Origin of the sequence: Pseudomonas amygdali (genome assembly GCF_002699855.1) — a bacterium.
GTDB classification, from domain to species: domain Bacteria; phylum Pseudomonadota; class Gammaproteobacteria; order Pseudomonadales; family Pseudomonadaceae; genus Aquipseudomonas; species Aquipseudomonas amygdali.
Genome location: NZ_LKBW01000260.1, coordinates 1 through 18,189, shown reverse-complemented (window position 1 = coordinate 18,189; position 18,189 = coordinate 1). Strand labels below are relative to the sequence as shown.

The window sequence follows — 18,189 nt, the reverse complement described above, 5'->3', positions numbered from 1 at the left end:
TCAGTGTGGGTGCTGACGGGTTACGCCAGCATCGAATTGCGCGACGACCTGTTTCCAGCCCGCGTCGACCAGGGCTTTGTCGTCGAGGTCGCTGACAGGTGCGATCGAGGCGCTGCGGTTGATCCAGATGTCAGGCTGGTTGTCCGAATCGACGCGCATCAGAAACGAGCCGGCCACGTTCGGCGCCTGGCTCAGGCCCAGATAGGACTGCTCGACCATTTGCCACGCGTGACCGCCACGGCTCACCGAACTGGCGTCCTGGGAGAACGGCGCAAAGCCCTCGTCACCCAGTTGTTGCGGGGTAACAGGGGTTTGCTGTTCGGTTGCCAGCAGGCGAATTTCGTCGAGAGTCACGCGCAGGTCGGCGTAGATGCCTTGTTCGGCAGCGGTCAGGTCTCGTCGCGCATCAAGTTGATGGCTGGCAAGGCTGTGTGTTTCCTGAGTATCACGGTGCAGGCTGACGACTCCGGCCGCGACACCGAGGATCAGCAGGCACAGTAGCAGGACGTACAGGGTTTCATGCCCGGCGCCGGCCGGCCGGACGATTTGTCGGGTTGGCGCACTCATGGGCTGGGGATGTCCGCCTGATCGATTTCCACCACATGACCGGGGCCGGCATCGAACAGCACATAGAACTCGGAAGCCGGGCGCTTGAAGGTCACGGTCGAATCCTCACCCAGCTTGCCGGGCACCAGAATGGTTTCGTCGTAGCCGATTACATCCAGGGTCACGCCCGGCGCACCACTGCCGTCGGAAAAACCGCCGGTGCAGCGAATCTGCTCGTTGTCGATCTGTTTGCATTCGCACATCGGGTTGTGCGCCAGTGCGTTGCCGCTCAAGCCAAGCAGGCACAGGGCGCTGGCCGTCAGCCAGCGCAGGGAAGGGCGGGCACTCATGGTTTGGCTCCTTGTTTTTTCAGCCACGCCACGGTGGTGGGCGAAGCCTGTTGCAGCGGGATGGAAGTCTGATGCACGGCGCCGTCCCAGCCTTCCATGGTGATCCACAGGTCTGAGTCGGGGCTGGTGTTTTCGGGAATCTGCATGAACGCACTCATGCGGTAGCCACCGCCAAAGAAAATAACCCCGGCGGTGCGCAGGCTGCGTGGTTTGCCGATGCGCAGGTAAGTGGCCTTGACCCGGTCGATGCAGGCGTTGCACAGCGCGGCATTGAAGCTTTTCATGTAGCCCGACGGGCCGGACAGGCGCGGGGCTTCGTTACGGTCTTCGGCCAGACGCAGGCTCCACGGGCCGACCTGAATCTCGCCGACGTCGCGTTGGCCAAGGCCCTGATCGCCGCGATCCAGCGCGTTGTCGGAGAAGTACTTGGGCATGAAGCCCAGCGGAATCAGCACCAGCAGCACGTTGATGTGGAAGCGCCACTTGTACCAGAAACGACTCAGCGACGATGCAGGTTGTGCAACAGCGGCCTTGCTCACAGGCTGTTCTCCGGGGTGCGGGTCGCCAGTGGCGAGCGGGTGGTGTCCGGAGTCGATGCCGGGGTGAAGGTGGCCGGGCTGGTTCTGGACTCACGCTTGAGGGCATTGAGCGTCGCCAGCGCGGTGCGCTTGCTCCAGATCAGCAACCCGCTGAGCACCATCATGCTCAACAGCAGGCCGAAGAACGCCCAGATCAGCTTGATCCAGATACCGCCGAAGTCGCCGGTGTGCAGTGGGCGCATGGATTCGGTGACGAACTCCAGCTTGTTGCGGTCCGACAACAGGTGTGACGCTGCGATTTCGCCACTGTACGGCTTGATTTCGGCGGTCTGAAACATCAGCGGATACCAGCTGCGCCCGCCAACCTGCATGTTGCTGTAGGCATTGAAGGGCGGAGTGATGAAGCTTGCTTCAAGACCTGGAATTCGCTCCTTGGCGATTTCCACGGCCTTTTCCAGACTGATGGTCGGTGCCGGGCGGCCGTCGGCAGTCAGCGGCACGGCGCTGTGTGGAATGATCGAGGCAACCTGGGATTTGCTCGAGATACTGATCTGGTTATCGCCAAGAATCGCCTGAATCAGAAACCACGTGCCGGTGATGGAAATCACCGCAATGAACCAGATCGACCACACGCCGCTGAGGCGGTGCAGGTCGCCCCAGAAAATTCGCGGGCCCTGGCTGAAGCGTACCGGCTTGAAAAAACCGCGCCAGAATTTCTTGTAGACCACCAGCCCGGTCACCAGCGACGCGAGCAGGGGCAGGCCGAGAATCGACACCAGGTACCAGCCCCACGAATAGCCATTGGTGAACGGCACCAGCCACCAGCCGTGCAGCGCGCGGGTGAAGCGGCGGAAGTCGAACGACGGCGTGAGGCCCTGAATCACCCCGGTGTAAGGGTTGACGTAAGCCGGCACCGAGCGGCCGTCCGGGTAGGTGACGAACACGCTCAGGGCGAAGTAATCGCCGTCAGGCTGCATGATCGTACCGACGATGAGGTCCGGCTCGTTGCGCTCGATGGTTGCGCGAATCTGCTCGAAGCTCATGCGTTGGGCGTCGTCGGAGGGGCGGTTGTCACGCATCTCCGGGTTGGCCAGCCACATGATTTCCTTGCTGATGACCGCCAGCGTGCCGGTCACACAGACGATCAGCACAAAAAACCAGATGGGCAGGGCAAGCCAGCTGTGGACGAGAAACCAGATTTTTGAACGGGACTTCTTCGACATGGATAAACAATCTCGATTCACGATGTAAAGCAGCCGCAAAGCGACTCCTTCTGTCTGTACGCGCGGGCGATATAAAGCCTCGCATTCAATTAAAGACGAATGAGAATGAGGTTCCTGTAGGAATATTTTGCGTTTAAATGAAAAAAATTGTTTCAGAGCTATCTGAAACCCCCACATGGCGCAGGAAAAGGGGCTGGGCGGCTAATTTTCTCGTGGCGAAGTACGTTCAATCTGGACATTGGTGTTGCGCCAGGCCGCAGGGGCTCGGGCGCTTTTGCCATCAAGGGAGAGACATCATGAGTCATGCGTTGAGTTTGGATATCCGGCCGCTGCTTGCAGGGGCGGGCAGCTTGCCCATGCTGGTACAGGCACCCGAGCCCGGTCTGGACTTGATGGACGCGCTGGGCGAACTCAAGCCACTGGTGGCCGCGCACCTGTACAGCGCGGGCGGTATTCTGTTTCGCGGCTTCGACGTCGGCGGTGCGGAAGCGTTTCGTGAGTTCGCTGCCGGTTTCGGCGATCCGCTGCTCAACTACGAGTTTGGCTCCACGCCGCGTAGTAACGTGACCAAGGGTGTGTACACCTCCACCGAATACCCGGCGCATCAGAGCATCCCGTTGCACAACGAGCAGGCCTACACGCTGGACTGGCCGATGAAGATCTGGTTCTACAGCATGATCGCGGCGCAGACCGGTGGCGAAACGCCGATTGCCGACAGCCGTGAGATCTACCGGCGCATTCCGGCGCGTATTCGTGATCGCTTCATCGAAAAGAAGCTGATGTACGTGCGTAACTACGGCAACGGGCTCGATGTGGAATGGAGTCAGGTATTCAATACCGAAGATGAGTCCGTGGTCGAAGCCTACTGCCGGGCGCACAACATCGAGTGCGAATGGAAAGACGACGGCGAACTGCGCACCCGCCAGATCTGCCAGGCAATATCGCGCCACCCGGTGACCCACGACACCGTCTGGTTCAACCAGGCGCACCTGTTTCACATCTCCAACCTGCAACCGGAAGTGCGCGAAACCCTGCTGGATGTCGTGGATGAAGAAGACCTGCCGCGCAATGTTTACTACGGCGACGGCTCACCCCTCGAAGAAAGCCTGCTGGACGAGATTCGTGGCGTGCTCGACGACTGCACCGTCAGCTTTCCATGGCTGGAAAACGACGTACTGATGCTCGACAACATGCTCACCGCCCACTCCCGCGCACCGTTCACCGGCAAACGCAAAGTGGTGGTGGCCATGGCGCAGGGGCATTCGGATAAGTAGTTGTTTATTGATTTCCGTGCCAACGCTCCGCGCCAGCGTTATACCCCGGTCCTGCAGAACTCAAGTAATCGTGCTTTTGTGGGAGCGGACTTGTCCGCGAAGACGGTAGTTCAGCCGGTACATTTTTGGAGAATGTACCGGCCCTTTCGCGAACAAGTTCGCTCCCACAAGATTTCAACTACCGTGCGATGCTCCGCTTAGGCATGCAGTTCTGGACGCTCTGCGTCATCGCTTGAGTGTGCGATGCAATGCAGAGCGCCAGCCTCGAGAAACCTTTCTAAATATTTCTCCGCCAATTCGTTCTTGTTGATACGACCCCGCCCGACGGTCAGCCCCATTCAGCAAGGATCGACCCATGAACCCCGAACACGCCCAGAAACTCGCTCGTCGTTTTGTCGAGTTGCCCCTTGAAAAGCGTCGTCTGTTTCTCGATGGCATGCGCAAGGAGAACATGGATTTCTCGCTGTTCCCGATCCCTTCCTGCGCAGGGCTGGCCGAGCGTGACGGGCTGTCTTATGCCCAGCAACGCATGTGGTTTCTCTGGCAACTGGACCCGCACAGCGCAGCCTACAATCTGCCGATGTCGGTGTGCCTGAATGGCCCGCTGGAGCTACCGTTGCTGGAGCGAGCCTTCAGTGCGCTGGTCGAGCGGCATGAAAGCCTGCGCACCACCTTCGGTCAGGAAGGCGACCGGGCGTTTCAACGTGTTGCGTCGCCGACACCCGTCAGCATCCGCCTGATCGACCTGAGCCAGCAGCCTTGCGAACAGCGCTGGGCGAGTGCGCGGCAGGCGATGGCCGAACAGTCGGCGCAGACCTTCGACCTGCAGCGCGGGCCATTGTTTACCGTGCAGGTATTGCGCCTCGCCGAACAGGAACACCTACTGCTGCTCAACCTGCACCACATGATCACCGACGGTTGGTCGATGAACGTGCTGATCGACGAATGGCTGCGCGGCTATGACGCGCTGCTGGCTGGTAAACCGCTGCCTTTTCAGCCGCTGCCCGTGCAGTACCGCGACTACGCGCTGTGGCAACGCAGCTGGCTGGAGGCTGGCGAACAGGAACGTCAGCTGGATTACTGGCGCAGCCATCTGGGCGAAGAGCACCCGGTACTGGAGCTGCCCACAGATCGCCCGTACCCGGCGCTGCCCAGCCATGATGGCGCGCGTCTGGAACTGGCGCTGGAGCCCGAGCTGCTGCGTAACCTGAAAACCCTCGCGCAACGTCAGGGCGTGACCCTTTTCGTAGTCCTGCTGGCAACCTTCAAAAGCCTGCTGCACCGCTACAGCGGGCAGACCGACATTCGTGTCGGCGGCCTGATCGCCAACCGCACCCGCAGCGAAACCGAAGGGCTGATCGGCTGTTTTATCAACACCCAAGTGCTGCGCAGTGAAGTGACGGCGCAGACGCGCTTTGTCGATTTGCTGCACACCGTGCGCAATGCCTCGACCGGTGCTCAGGCGCATCAGGAGTTGCCGTTCGACGCGATCATCGACGCCTTGCAACCCGAGCGCAGCCAGAGCCACAACCCGCTGTTTCAAGTGATGTTCACCCACCAGCCGGTGGTTGCCGACCTGCTGGACAAACAATTGAGCGGCGGCCTGCGCGTGGCCAATCTGCCTGCCGAGCAACAGGCACTTGCCCAGCGTTCGCACGCCGCGGCCAGTGATCTGATGCTTGCCACCAGCGGCGAAGGTGAGCAGCTGAACGCCGCTTTCACCTACGCCACCGATATTTTCGACCAGGCGACCATCGCTCGTCTGGCCGCACATTGGCGCAACCTGCTGGCGTCGGTCTGTGCCGATCCGCTGCAAACCGTTGCCGAACTGTCGATGCTGTCGACCGATGAGCGCGCTCAGTTGCTGGATATCGACAGCGCAGCCAAAGCCGACACCACAACCCCCGCGCATCGCCAGTTCGAAGCGCAAGTGCAGCGCACACCGAGCGCCCCGGCATTGATCCTCGCCCGTGAAGGCCAGGCGCCCAGCCTGAGTTACACCGAACTGAATGAGCGCAGCAACCGTCTGGCCTGGCAACTGCGTGAGCAAGGCGTCGGCCCGGACGTGCTGGTCGGCGTGGCGCTGGGCCGTTCGCTGGACATGCCCGTCGCGCTGCTGGCGGTGCTCAAGGCAGGCGGTGCCTATGTGCCGCTGGACCTGAGCGCGCCGAGCGAGCGTCTACGTCATGTGCTGCAGGACAGCGGCCTGAAACTGCTGCTGACCCACAGCCAGCAAAAGACGACGCTGCCTGAGCTGGCGGGTATTCAGTACCTGTGCATCGATCAGATGAGCAGTGCGGCAGCCAGCCCGCAAAACCCGGACATTGCCGTTGATCCGGCCAATCTGGCCTACGTGATCTACACCTCGGGCTCGACCGGTCGGCGCAAAAGGCGTGGCGATCAGTCATGGTGCGCTGGCCGAATTTGTAACGTTGGGCGCGAACTACAGCGACCTGCGCGAAAGCGACCGGGTCCTGCAATTTGCCACCCATAGCTTCGACGGCTTCGTCGAGCAGTTCTACCCACCGCTGTGTCGCGGCGCGGCCGTGGTCTTGCGTGACAAGCGTTTGTGGGACAGCACCACCTTCCATCAAGCCATCGTCGAGCACGGCGTAACCCTGGCTGACCTGCCTGCGGCCTACTGGCTGACACTGGTTCAGGATTTTGCCGCCAGCCCGCCTGCGCACTATGGCGCGCTGCGGCAGATTCACGTCGGCGGCGAGGCGATGGCTGTCGAAGGTCTGCGCCTGTGGCACAAGGCCGGGCTCGGGCACGTGCGCCTGCTCAACACCTATGGGCCGACCGAAGCTACGGTGGTATAGAGCATTCACGATTGCAGTGCACTGACTGCGGAACAGGTGTCGTGGCGCGGTGTGCCGATTGGCAGAGCTCTGGCGGGACGACGGCTGTACGTGCTCGACGATCAACTGAATCTGCTGCCGCAGGGCGCGGTGGGCGAGTTGTATATCGGCGGTCCAGGCCTGGCGCGGGGCTATCACGCCCAGCCCGGCCTTAGCGCCGAGCGTTTCGTGGCTGATCCGTTCGTGCCCGGTGAGCGCCTGTATCGCACCGGTGACCGCGCCAGGCTGCGCGCTGACGGCGCTGTCGAGTACATCGGACGGGTCGACCATCAAGTGAAAATCCGCGGTTTCCGTATTGAACTGGGCGAAATCGAATCGCGCCAGCAGCAATGCACAGGCGTGCGCGAAGCGGTGGTACTGGCTGTCGAGCTGGCGGGCAGCACGCAACTGGTCGCTTACGTGGTGCCGCAGGTCATGGCGAACGGCGATGCCGAGCAACTGGCGCTGCGCCAGGGCATCAAGAGCCAGTTGCAATCCAGTCTGCCGGATTACATGGTGCCGACGCATTTATTGCTGCTGCCGGAACTGCCACTCACGCCCAGCGGCAAACTGGACCGCAAGGCACTGCCAGCGCCCGACGCAAGCCAGTTGCAGGCGCGTTATCGCGCGCCGCACAGCGAAGTGGAAATCTGCCTCGCTGCTATCTGGCAAGAAGTCCTGCACGCACCGCAGGTCGGCCTCGACGATCACTTTTTCGAGCTGGGCGGCCATTCGTTGCTGGCCGCGCAAGTCATAGCCCGGATCAAGACGCGACTGGGCATCAGCCTGCCGTTGCGCACCCTGTTTGAAAAACCGCTGCTCAGCGACCTTGCCGTCGAAGTGGCCGCGCTGACCGACAACACTACGGATAACGACTGGAGCGACATGGACCAGTTCATGGACTCACTGGAGGAATTTGGCGCATGACCGGGACCACTGTTGCACGTATCGCGAAACGATTTGTCGGCCTGCCGCTGGAACAACGCCAACAGTTCCTCGCCCGCTTGCGCCAGGAAGGCAAGGATTTCAGCCTGTTGCCAGTGCCGGTCAGTCGTCATGATTTCAGCACGATTCCGCTGTCGTTCGCCCAGCAACGCCTGCTGTTCCTCTGGCAGCTCGACCCGCTGAGCGACGCCTACAAGATGACCACCGGCCTGCGTCTGCAAGGCCCGCTGAACGAGCCGGCCTTGCGCCGCGCCTTTGATCATCTGATCGAACGCCATGAAGTGCTGCGTACCGTGTTCCACACCGACGGTGATCAGGCGCAGCAAGTGCTGCTGCATGATCAGACCGTGGCACTGGGCAGCATTGATTTGTCCGGTCTGGCTGATGTCGAACTGCGCGATGCCGAACTGGCGTTGCGAGTTGCCACAGTCACCAGCCAGCCGTTTGATTTGCGCACAGGCCCGTTGCTACGTGCGCACCTGTTCCGTCTTGCCAGCGACGAGCATGTGCTGGTGGTGAGCATGCACCACATCGTCTCCGACGGCTGGTCGATGGACGTGATGATTCAGGAGTTCGTGCACTGCTATCAGGCGTATTGCGAAGGTCGAGAACCTGCGCTGCCGGAGCTGCCGCTGCAATACGCCGACTACGCTATCTGGCAACGCAGCTGGCTGGAGGCGGGCGAGGGCGCGCGGCAACTGGATTACTGGCGCAGCCAGTTGGGTGACGAACAACCTTTGCTGGACGCCGCGCAGGATTTCCCACGCCCGGTGACACAAAGCTATCAGGGCGAGCACCTGCGCTTTGATTTCGGTGCTGATTTGTCGCGCCAGCTCAACGCCTTTGCGCGCACGCAGGGCATGACCCTGTTCATGCTGGTGCTGGCCGGTTTTTCGCTGTTTCTGTCGCGCAAGGCCGGGCAACGCGATATCCGCATCGGTGTGCCTAACGCCAACCGCGGTCGCGCTGAAACCGAAGGGTTGATCGGCTTCTTCATCAATACTCAGGTCTTGCGCTGCCAGGTGGACGAGCGCCTCAGCTACCTTGACCTGCTGGCGCAGATCCGTAACACCTCGTTCGGCGCGCAGGCGCATCAGGACGTACCGTTCGAGCAACTGGTCGATCAACTGGCACCCGAGCGCAGCCTGGGCCACAACCCTTTGTTTCAGGCCAAGTTCAACCAGAACGTAATCCTCAAACAGAAAACCGCGCTCAAGCTGGCCGGGCTGGAAGTCAGCGAGTACGCCTTCGACAAGCAGGGCGCGCATTTCGATCTGGCGCTGGATATCACCGACGACGGCACGCTGATTCACGGCGACATGGCCTACGCCAGCGACCTGTATCGACGCGCCACCGTCGAAGGGTTCATTCCCGAAATGCTTGCGCTGTTCAAAACCCTGCTCGATGCGCCGCAGGCGCCGTTGTTCAGCCTCGGTGCACTGGCAATCGAGCCACCGCGCCAAGTGCGCGAACCCGCGCCGCACATGCTGCAGCTCTGGGGCCAACAAGTTGAACACCAGCCGCATGCACTGGCTGCCCGGTGTCTGGATCGCAGCCTGACGACGCTGGAACTGGATCAGGGCGCCAATCAGCTGGCTCATCATCTGATCCGGATGGGTATTGGCGAAGGCCAGCCGGTTGCAGTGTTGATGGAGCGTTCGCTGGACTGGCTCACGGCGGTGCTGGCGATCTTCAAGGCCGGTGGTGTGTACATGCCGCTGGACGTCAAAGCCCCCGATGTGCGCCTGCAACAGATGCTCAGCAACGCCCAGGCCAAAGTGCTGCTGTGTGCCGAGGGCGATGTGCGTCAGACGTCAATGGATGTTGCCGGCTGTAAGGGCCTGGCCTGGACACCAGCGCTGTGGCAGGACTTGCCGGTCAGTCGTCCTGATATCGCGCTGTCAGCCGATTCAGCGGCTTACGTTATTCATACCTCCGGCTCCACCGGTCAGCCCAAGGGCGTATTGGTCAGCCAGGGCGCGCTGGCCTCTTACGTGCGTGGTCTGCTGGAGCAGTTGCAACTGGCTCCCCAGGCGAGCATGGCGCTGGTCTCGACCATCGCCGCCGACCTTGGTCATACCGTGCTGTTCGGCGCGCTGTGTTCGGGGCGCACGCTGCATGTGCTGACCGAGGCGCTGGGTTTCGACCCTGATGCCTTCGCGGCTTACATGGCCGAGCATCAGGTTGGCGTGCTGAAGATCGTGCCCGGTCATCTGGCCGCGCTTTTACAGGCCAGCCAGCCTGCCGATGTGTTGCCGCAGCATGCACTGATCGTCGGCGGCGAAGCCTGTTCGCCTGCGCTGGTCGAGCAGGTGCGTCAGCTCAAACCGGATTGCCGGGTGATCAACCACTACGGCCCGAGCGAAACCACAGTTGGCGTACTGACCCATGAATTGAAAGTGGACACGATTCCCTGTGGGAGCGAACTTGTTCGCGAAGAGGCCAGCACAGGCTTGCAAAAGGCTGAGGCTCTACTACCGCTTTCGCGAGCAAGCGAAGCTTCGCCCGGCTCGCTCCCACAAGGTTTATATCTATCCACTAAGGTGCCGGTCGGTAAGCCGTTGCCGGGGGCCAGTGCTTATGTGCTGGATGATGTGCTGAACCCCGTTGGCACTCAGGTGGCGGGCGAGCTGTACATCGGTGGCGACAGTGTCGCGCTGTGCTACATCGGTCAGCCTGCGCTGACCGCCGAGCGTTTCGTGCCGGACCCGTTTGCAGAGAATGGTGCACGCGCCTATCGCAGCGGCGACCGTATGCGGCGCAATCATCAGGGCCTGCTGGAATTCATCGGCCGTGCCGACGATCAAGTGAAAGTGCGCGGTTATTGTGTCGAGCCTGCCGAAGTGGCGCGGGTGCTGCTGAACCTGCCTTCGGTTGCGCAAGCCAGCGTGCTGGCATTGCCTGTCGATGAAGACGAATCGCGCCTGCAACTGGTGGCCTATTGCGTCGCGGCAGCCGGTGCCAGCCTGACCGTCGACAACCTGCGCGAGCAATTGGCTGCACGCTTGCCCGACTACATGGTGCCCGCACAGATCATGCTGCTGGACAGCCTGCCGCTGACCGCCAACGGCAAGCTCGACAAGCGCGCCTTGCCCAAGCCGGGCGTGGTCAAACAGCGTTACACCGCGCCGGTCGGCGAGATCGAGGAAAAGCTCGCCGCCGTATGGGCTGACGTACTGAAACTGGAACAAGTCGGCAGCACCGACAACTTCTTCGAACTGGGCGGCGACTCGATCTTCAGCCTGCAGATCATCGCCCGCGCCAAGCGCCAGGGCATCAAGCTCAGCCCCAAGCAGTTGTTCGAAAAACAGACCATCAGCCAGTTGGCCTCGGTGGCAAAGCTGATCCAGAAAAAGCCTGCTGCGCCGGTCGAACAGATCAGTGGTTCGCTGCCGTTGCTGCCGATTCAGGCGCGCTTCTTCGAACTGGACATCCCCGAGCGTCAGCACTGGAATCAGGCGCTGATGCTCAAGCCCCTGCAAACGCTGGATGCAATCCACCTTCAAGCTGCACTGACCGCGCTGGTCGAACAGCACGACGCGCTGCGTCTGGGTTTCACCCAGCAAGACGGCCAATGGCAAGCCACATTCGGCGCGCTGAACACTCGCGACCTGCTGTGGATTCATGAGCTGGACAGCATCGAGCGCTTGCCTGAACTGGCCGACGAGGCGCAGCGCAGTCTTGACCTGAAAAACGGTCCGCTGCTGCGGGCGCTGTTGGTCAACCTGCCGCAGGGCGATCAGCGTTTGTTGCTGGTGATTCATCATTTGGCCGTCGACGGCGTGTCGTGGCGGGTGCTGCTGGAAGACTTGCAACAGGCTTACGTCGCCCTGACTAAGGGCCAGCTTGTGGAGTTGGCAGCGAAAACCACGTCGCTCAAGCATTGGGCCGAGCAATTGCAACAGTATGCGACCGGCGAAACGCTGACCGCCGAGCGCGATTACTGGCTGCACGCTTTACAGGGCACAGATCAACCGTTGCCACGCGACAAGCCCGAAGGTTCGATGCGCAATCGCGATGCGGCCCATGCCTCATCCTGGTTGAGCAAGGACCTGACCCACAAGCTGCTGAAAGTTGCACCTGCCGCGTACCGCACGCAAGTCAACGACCTGCTGTTGACCGCGCTGGCGCAAGTGTTGTGCGAGTGGAGTCAGCAGCCATCGGTGCTGATCCAGCTGGAAGGGCATGGCCGCGAAGACTTGTTTGACGACACCGATCTCAGCCGTACCGTCGGCTGGTTCAGCAGCCTGTTTCCGGTTCGCCTCACGCCACACATTGCTCCGGGTGCGAGCCTGTGCGGCATCAAGGAACAACTGCGTGCTGTGCCGAACAAAGGTATTGGTTACGGGGTATTGCGTTATCTCGGCGAGCCGTCGTTTACGCAACAATTGGCCGCCTTGCCGCAGGCACGGGTCACGTTCAATTACCTGGGCCAGTTCGACGGCAGCTTCAACGAACAACAAGGCGCATTGTTCGTGCCAAGTGCCGACAAAACTGGCACTGCGCTGTGCGAAGACGGCCCGCTGGGCAACTGGCTGAGCCTCAACGGTCAGGTGTTCGATGGCCAGTTGCAACTGGACTGGAGCTTCAGCCGTGAGGTGTACCACGCCTCGACCATCGATACCCTGGCGCGCCGCTACGAGCAGGCGCTGACCACGCTGATCGACCACTGCACCGCCGGGCATCAGGGCGTCACACCGTCGGACTTTCCGCTGGCGCGCCTCACTCAAACGCAACTCGACGGCTTGCCGATTGCTGCGGGCGAGATCGAAGACATCTACCCGCTGTCGCCGATGCAGCAGGGCATGCTGTTCCACTCGCTGTTCGATGAGGGCGCGGGCAACTACATCAACCAGATGCGCGTGAGCATCAGCGGGCTGGATGTGCCGCGTTTCCATAACGCGTGGCAATCAGCGGTCAACAACCACGAAGTGCTGCGCAGCTGCTTTGTCAGCCAGAGCGAACAGTCGCTGCAAGTCGTGCAACGTCAGATCACACTGCCTTTTGTCGAGCTGGATGCGCGTGGCAAGCCGCAAAACTGGCTCGACGACTGGGCGCAGGCCGACCGTCAGCAGGGTTTTGATCTGGCGCACGGCCCGCTGTTGCGCCTGGCGGTAGTGCGCACTGGCGACGACGCGTGGCAGCTGGTCTACACCAGTCACCATATTTTGATGGACGGCTGGAGCAGCTCGCGGCTGCTGGGCGAAGTGCTGCAACGCTACAGCGGTCAGACGCCGCCGAAACAGGCGGGACGTTATCGCGATTACATCCAGTGGCTGCAGGATCAGGACGCTGATGTCAGCGAGCGCTTCTGGACCGCAGAGCTGGCTGAACTGGATGAGCCGACCCGCTTGCTGCAAGCCTTCAAAACATCAACCGATCAGCAGGGCTATGGCGATTACATTCAACTGATCGACGCCGACGGCACCCGGCGCTTGAGCGAGTTTGCCCGCGAGCAGCACGTGACCCTCAATACGCTGGTGCAATCCGCCTGGCTGTTGCTGCTGCAACGCTATACCGGTCAGTCCAGAGTGACCTTTGGTGCGACGGTGGCCGGGCGTCCGGCTGAATTGCCGGGCGTCGAGGAGCAACTGGGCCTGTTCATCAACACCTTGCCGGTGATCGCCAGCCCGCGTTCGGAACAGACCGTCGGCGACTGGGTGCAGCAGGTGCAGGCGAAGAACATTGCCCTGCGCGAGCATGAGCACGCGCCGCTGTTTGACATCCAGCGCTGGGCACGCAACAGTGGCGAGGCGCTGTTCGACAACATACTGGTATTCGAAAACTACCCGGTGTCTGAAGCCTTGCAGCGCGCGCCGGACGGTCTGACGTTCAGCGACCTGCGCAATCAGGAGCAAGCGCATTACCCGCTGACCCTGGTGGTCGAGGCCAACGACGTGCTGTCGGTACGTTTCAGTTACGACCGGCAACACTTCAGTGCAGAAGGCATTCTGCAACTGGCAGCGCATTTCGAACAATTGCTGCAAAGCCTCAGTGCGTCCGCAACGGCGCGTCTCGGCGAGCTGACCCTGCCGACTGCCTGGACGCAAAGCGTGCAGTATTACCCGACCGGGCAGTGCGCCCATCAACGCATTGAAACCCAGGCCGAGCGCACGCCGCTGGCCATCGCCCTGACTTTTGCTGGCGAGCAATTGAGCTATCAACAGCTCAACAGCCGCGCCAACCAACTGGCCCATAAACTGCGCGAGCAGGGCGTTGGCCCGGATGTTCGCGTGGGGCTGGCCGCTGAACGCAGTCTGGACATTATCGTAGGGATGCTGGCGATCCTCAAGGCCGGTGGTGCATACGTGCCGCTGGACCCGGATTATCCGCAGGATCGCCTTAGCTTTCTGATGCAGGACAGCGGTATCGAATTGTTGCTGACCCAGGCGCATTTGCTTGGGCACCTGCCGATTCCTGCACATGTTCAGACACTGGATCTGGCGGATGCGCTGGACAGTTACAGCACGGAAAACCCGGTCAACCAGACCTCGCCGGACAACCTGGCCTACGTGATCTACACCTCCGGCTCGACTGGCAAGCCGAAAGGCACCTTGCTCGCCCATCACAATCTGATGCGCCTGTTTGCTGCCACGGATGACTGGTTCACATTCAACGAAAAAGACGTGTGGACGCTATTCCATTCCTTCGCCTTCGACTTCTCGGTGTGGGAGATTTTCGGCGCGCTGCTGCATGGCGGCCGACTGGTGATCGTGCCGCGCGAAGTGACCCGTTCGACTTCTCGGTGTGGGAGATTTTCGGCGCGCTGCTGCATGGCGGCCGACTGGTGATCGTGCCGCGCGAAGTGACCCGCTCGCCGGAAGACTTTCATGCGCTGCTGGTGGAACAGCGCGTCACAGTGCTTAACCAGACGCCGTCGGCGTTCAAGCAGTTGATGCGTGTGGCATGTGATTCGCCTGCGCCGATGTCGCTGGAAAAAGTCATCTTCGGCGGCGAAGCGCTGGACGTGGCCAGCCTGAAGCCGTGGTTCGACCGTTTCGGCGATCAGGCAGCGCAGTTGATCAACATGTACGGCATTACCGAAACCACCGTGCATGTCACTTATCGACCAATCACCGAGGCCGACACGCAAAACCCGGCCAGCCCGATTGGCGAGGCGATTCCAGACCTCTCTTGGTATGTGCTGGACGCTGATTTCAATCCGGTCGCCCAAGGTTGCAGCGGCGAACTGCACATTGGCCATGCGGGTCTGGCGCGGGGTTATCACAACCGCGCGGCGCTGACTGCCGAACGCTTCGTGCCGGACCCGTTCTCCAGCGACGGCGGTCGCCTGTACCGCACCGGCGACCTGGCCCGTTATCGCGCTGCCGGAGTGATCGAATACGCCGGGCGTATCGACCATCAGGTGAAGATCCGTGGTTTCCGCATTGAACTGGGTGAAATCGAAGCGCGGCTGCAAGCGCACCCGACCGTGCGCGAAGTGATCGTGCTGGCCGTGGAATGAAATCGAAGCGCGGCTGCAAGCGCACCCGACCGTGCGCGAAGTGATCGTGCTGGCCGTGGATGGGCAATTGGCAGCGTATCTAGTGCCAGCCCAGCCTGATCACGATCAGCAAAGCCTGCGCGAAACCCTGAAGACCGAACTCCGGTCGCATCTGCCGGATTACATGGTGCCGACGCATTTCATCGTCCTCGACAATATGCCGCTGACCGCCAACGGCAAGCTGGACCGCAAGGCGCTGCCCGCGCCGGATGCCAGCCGGTTGCAAGCGGCCTATATCGCTCCGCACCGCTGACCGCCAACGGCAAGCTGGACCGCAAGGCGCTGCCCGCGCCGGATGCCAGCCGGTTGCAAGCGGCCTATATCGCTCCGCAAGGCGAGCTTGAGCAGCAACTGGCGGCGATCTGGGCCGATGTGCTGAAGGTCGAGCAGGTCGGGCGTAGCGACAACTTCTTCGAACTCGGCGGCCACTCGCTGCTGGCGGTACAGATACTGGTGCGAGTGCGTGAGCAGTTGCAGCGCGAGGTCGGCCTCAAGGACCTGTTCGAACAGCCGGTGCTGGCGGACTTCTGCGCCACTCTGCACGAAAAAAATGGCGAAAGTGACCATGCGCTGGACGAATTGACTAAATCACTGGAGGCACTCAAACGTTTATCAGCGGAGGAAATTGATAATTTGATTGCTTAGCAGGAGAGACCCCAGTGCAACAGTTGCTTGACTCCGTTAAATCGCTGTCCGCCCGTGAACGCAAGGCGCTGGCGGTCCTGCTCAAGCGTCAGGGGGTGAATCTCTACGGGGTCACGCCGATCGCTGTGCGGGAGACGCAGACCCCGTCTGCGCTCTCCTATGCGCAGCAGCGGCAATGGATCATCTGGCAACTGGAACCGCACAGCGCGGCCTACAACATTCCGCTGGCACTGCGCCTGCATGGCGCGCTGGATGTCGAGGCATTACGGCGTAGCGTCGAACACCTGATCGAGCGTCACGAAACCCTGCGCACCACGTTTGAACAGCAGGGCGACGAGGCGTTGCAGGTGGTGCATCCGGCGTCGTCGTTTGCGCTCGAAGTTGATCAACTGGCGGCTGGCGAAACGGTCGAGCGTTATGTCGATCAGGAAGTGCAACAGCACTTCGATCTGCAACACGGGCCGCTGTTGCGGGTCAGGCTGCTCAAACTGAGCGAGCAGGAGCACGTACTGGTGCTGACCCAGCACCACATCGTCTCCGATGGCTGGTCGATGCCGATCATGGTCGACGAGCTGATGCAGTGCTATCAGGCCGCCACACTGGGCCGCAAGGCCGAATTGACGCCGTTGCCGATTCAGTACGCCGACTATGCCCTCTGGCAGCGCAACTGGCTGGAAATGGGCGAGCAGGAACGCCAGCTTGCGTACTGGAAGCAACAGCTGGGCGAGCAGCAGCCGATTCTGGAGCTGCCCACCGATCGACCGCGCCCGGCGCTGCGCAGCTACGACGGAGCGCGACTGAATGTCGAGCTGGATGCCGCGCTGCTCAACGACCTCAAGACTCTGGCGCGGCAGCAGGGCATCACCCTGTTCATGCTGTTGCTGGCGTCGTTGCAGACCTTGTTGCACCGCTACAGCGGTCAGGCCGATATACGCGTCGGCGTGCCCGTCGCCAACCGCACCCGCAGCGAAACCCAGGGGCTGATCGGCTTCTTTGTCAACACTCAGGTGCTCAAGGCCGACTTCGATACGCAAACCACCGTGGCCGGGTTGCTGCAGCAGATCAAACACACGGCTGTGCAGGCCCAGGCCCATCAAGACCTGCCGTTCGAACAACTGGTCGAAGCCCTGCAACCGCAGCGCGATCTGAGCCGCAGCCCACTGTTTCAGGTGGCCTACAACCACCAGAGCGAAGGCCACAACGAGGCCCGCGAACTGGCCGGTCTGCGCCTGGAATATCAGGTGTCCGACAAACACACCGCGCAGTTCGACCTGACCCTGGACACCTGCGAACGCCCGAACGGCCTGGCCGCTTCGTTGACCTACGCCACCGACCTGTTTGACGCCGCAACCATCGAGCGCATGGCCGGGCATTGGCGCAACCTGCTGACCGGCATGTGCCGCGACGTCAACCAGCGCATCGCTGATCTGCCGCTGTTGAGCGTCGATGAGCGGCAAGACACCCTGCGCGACTGGAACCGCGACCTTGCGGTTTATCCAAGTGAATATTGCGCCCATCAACGTATCGAAACCCAGGCCGGGCGCACGCCGCTCGCCATTGCCCTGAACTTCGGCGCCGAGCAATTGAGCTATCAACAGCTCAATAGCCGTGCCAACCAGCTGGCCCATAAACTGCGCGAGCAGGGCGTCGGCCCGGATGTTCGCGTGGGGCTGGCCGCTGAACGCAGCCTGGACATGATCGTGGGAATGCTGGCGATCCTCAAGGCCGGTGGCGCATACGTGCCACTGGACCCGGATTACCCGCAGGATCGCCTGAGCTTTCTGATGCACGACAGCGGCATCGAACTGTTGCTGACTCAAGCACATTTGTTGGGCCAGTTACCGATTCCTGCACATGTTCAGAAACTGGATCTGGCGGATGCGCTGGACGGTTACAGCACCGAAAACCCGGTCAACCAGACCACGCCGGACAATCTGGCCTACGTGATCTACACCTCGGGCTCGACCGGCAAGCCAAAAGGTACCTTGCTCGCTCATCACAACCTGATGCGCCTGTTTGCTGCCACGGATGACTGGTTCACATTCAACGAAAAGGACGTGTGGACGCTACTGATGCGCCTGTTTGCTGCCACGGATGACTGGTTCACATTCAACGAAAAGGACGTGTGGACGCTGTTCCATTCGTTCGCCTTCGACTTCTCGGTATGGGAAATCTTCGGCGCGCTGCTGCATGGCGGCCGACTGGTGATCGTGCCGCGCGAAGTGACCCGTTCGCCGGAAGACTTCCATGCGCTGCTGGTGGAACAGCGCGTCACAGTGCTTAACCAGACGCCGTCGGCGTTCAAGCAGTTGATGCGTGTGGC

Annotated in this window: 6 protein-coding genes and 2 pseudogenes; 4 read left to right on the top strand and 4 right to left on the bottom strand. The window is 61.4% G+C overall.

What is annotated here, in order from left to right; genetic code table 11:
* The 4 genes from AO277_RS15980 to AO277_RS15965 are packed head-to-tail and all read right to left on the bottom strand — an operon-like array spanning nt 1 to nt 2,658.
* Nucleotides 1–567, bottom strand: a complete 567-nt coding sequence (locus AO277_RS15980) for a DUF6162 family protein (RefSeq protein WP_044318514.1) — start codon at nt 565–567, stop codon at nt 1–3.
* Entirely contained in the window at nt 564–896 is a 333-nt protein-coding gene (locus AO277_RS15975; protein ID WP_004664615.1) for a hypothetical protein, read from the bottom strand. Before AO277_RS15975 ends, AO277_RS15980 begins: the two co-directional genes overlap by 4 nt.
* Entirely contained in the window at nt 893–1,435 is a 543-nt protein-coding gene (locus tag AO277_RS15970) for a PA2404 family protein (RefSeq protein ID WP_005734059.1), read from the bottom strand. Before AO277_RS15970 ends, AO277_RS15975 begins: the two co-directional genes overlap by 4 nt.
* Nucleotides 1,432–2,658: a PepSY-associated TM helix domain-containing protein gene (locus AO277_RS15965; protein WP_044318522.1), complete on the bottom strand. Its 1,227-nt coding sequence runs from the start codon at nt 2,656–2,658 to the stop codon at nt 1,432–1,434. The genes AO277_RS15970 and AO277_RS15965 overlap by 4 nt, the downstream gene beginning before the upstream one ends.
* A gap of 296 nt (nt 2,659–2,954) precedes the next feature.
* Here AO277_RS15965 and AO277_RS15960 point away from each other — a divergent pair, with 296 nt between their 5' ends.
* From AO277_RS15960 to AO277_RS15940, 4 genes and pseudogenes are all read left to right on the top strand, one after another.
* Nucleotides 2,955–3,932 (top strand): TauD/TfdA family dioxygenase, encoded by a 978-nt coding sequence (locus AO277_RS15960; RefSeq protein WP_004664616.1) that lies wholly within the window; start codon nt 2,955–2,957, stop codon nt 3,930–3,932.
* A gap of 355 nt (nt 3,933–4,287) precedes the next feature.
* A pseudogene (locus tag AO277_RS15950) lies at nt 4,288–7,699 on the top strand (amino acid adenylation domain-containing protein).
* Nucleotides 7,696–15,866 (top strand): annotated as a pseudogene (gene dltA / locus AO277_RS15945) (D-alanine--poly(phosphoribitol) ligase subunit DltA). Before AO277_RS15950 ends, dltA begins: the two co-directional pseudogenes overlap by 4 nt.
* Before the next feature lie 14 nt (nt 15,867–15,880).
* Nucleotides 15,881–18,189: condensation domain-containing protein (locus AO277_RS15940; protein ID WP_143492806.1), on the top strand; the 2,309-nt coding region annotated here is incomplete at its 3' end.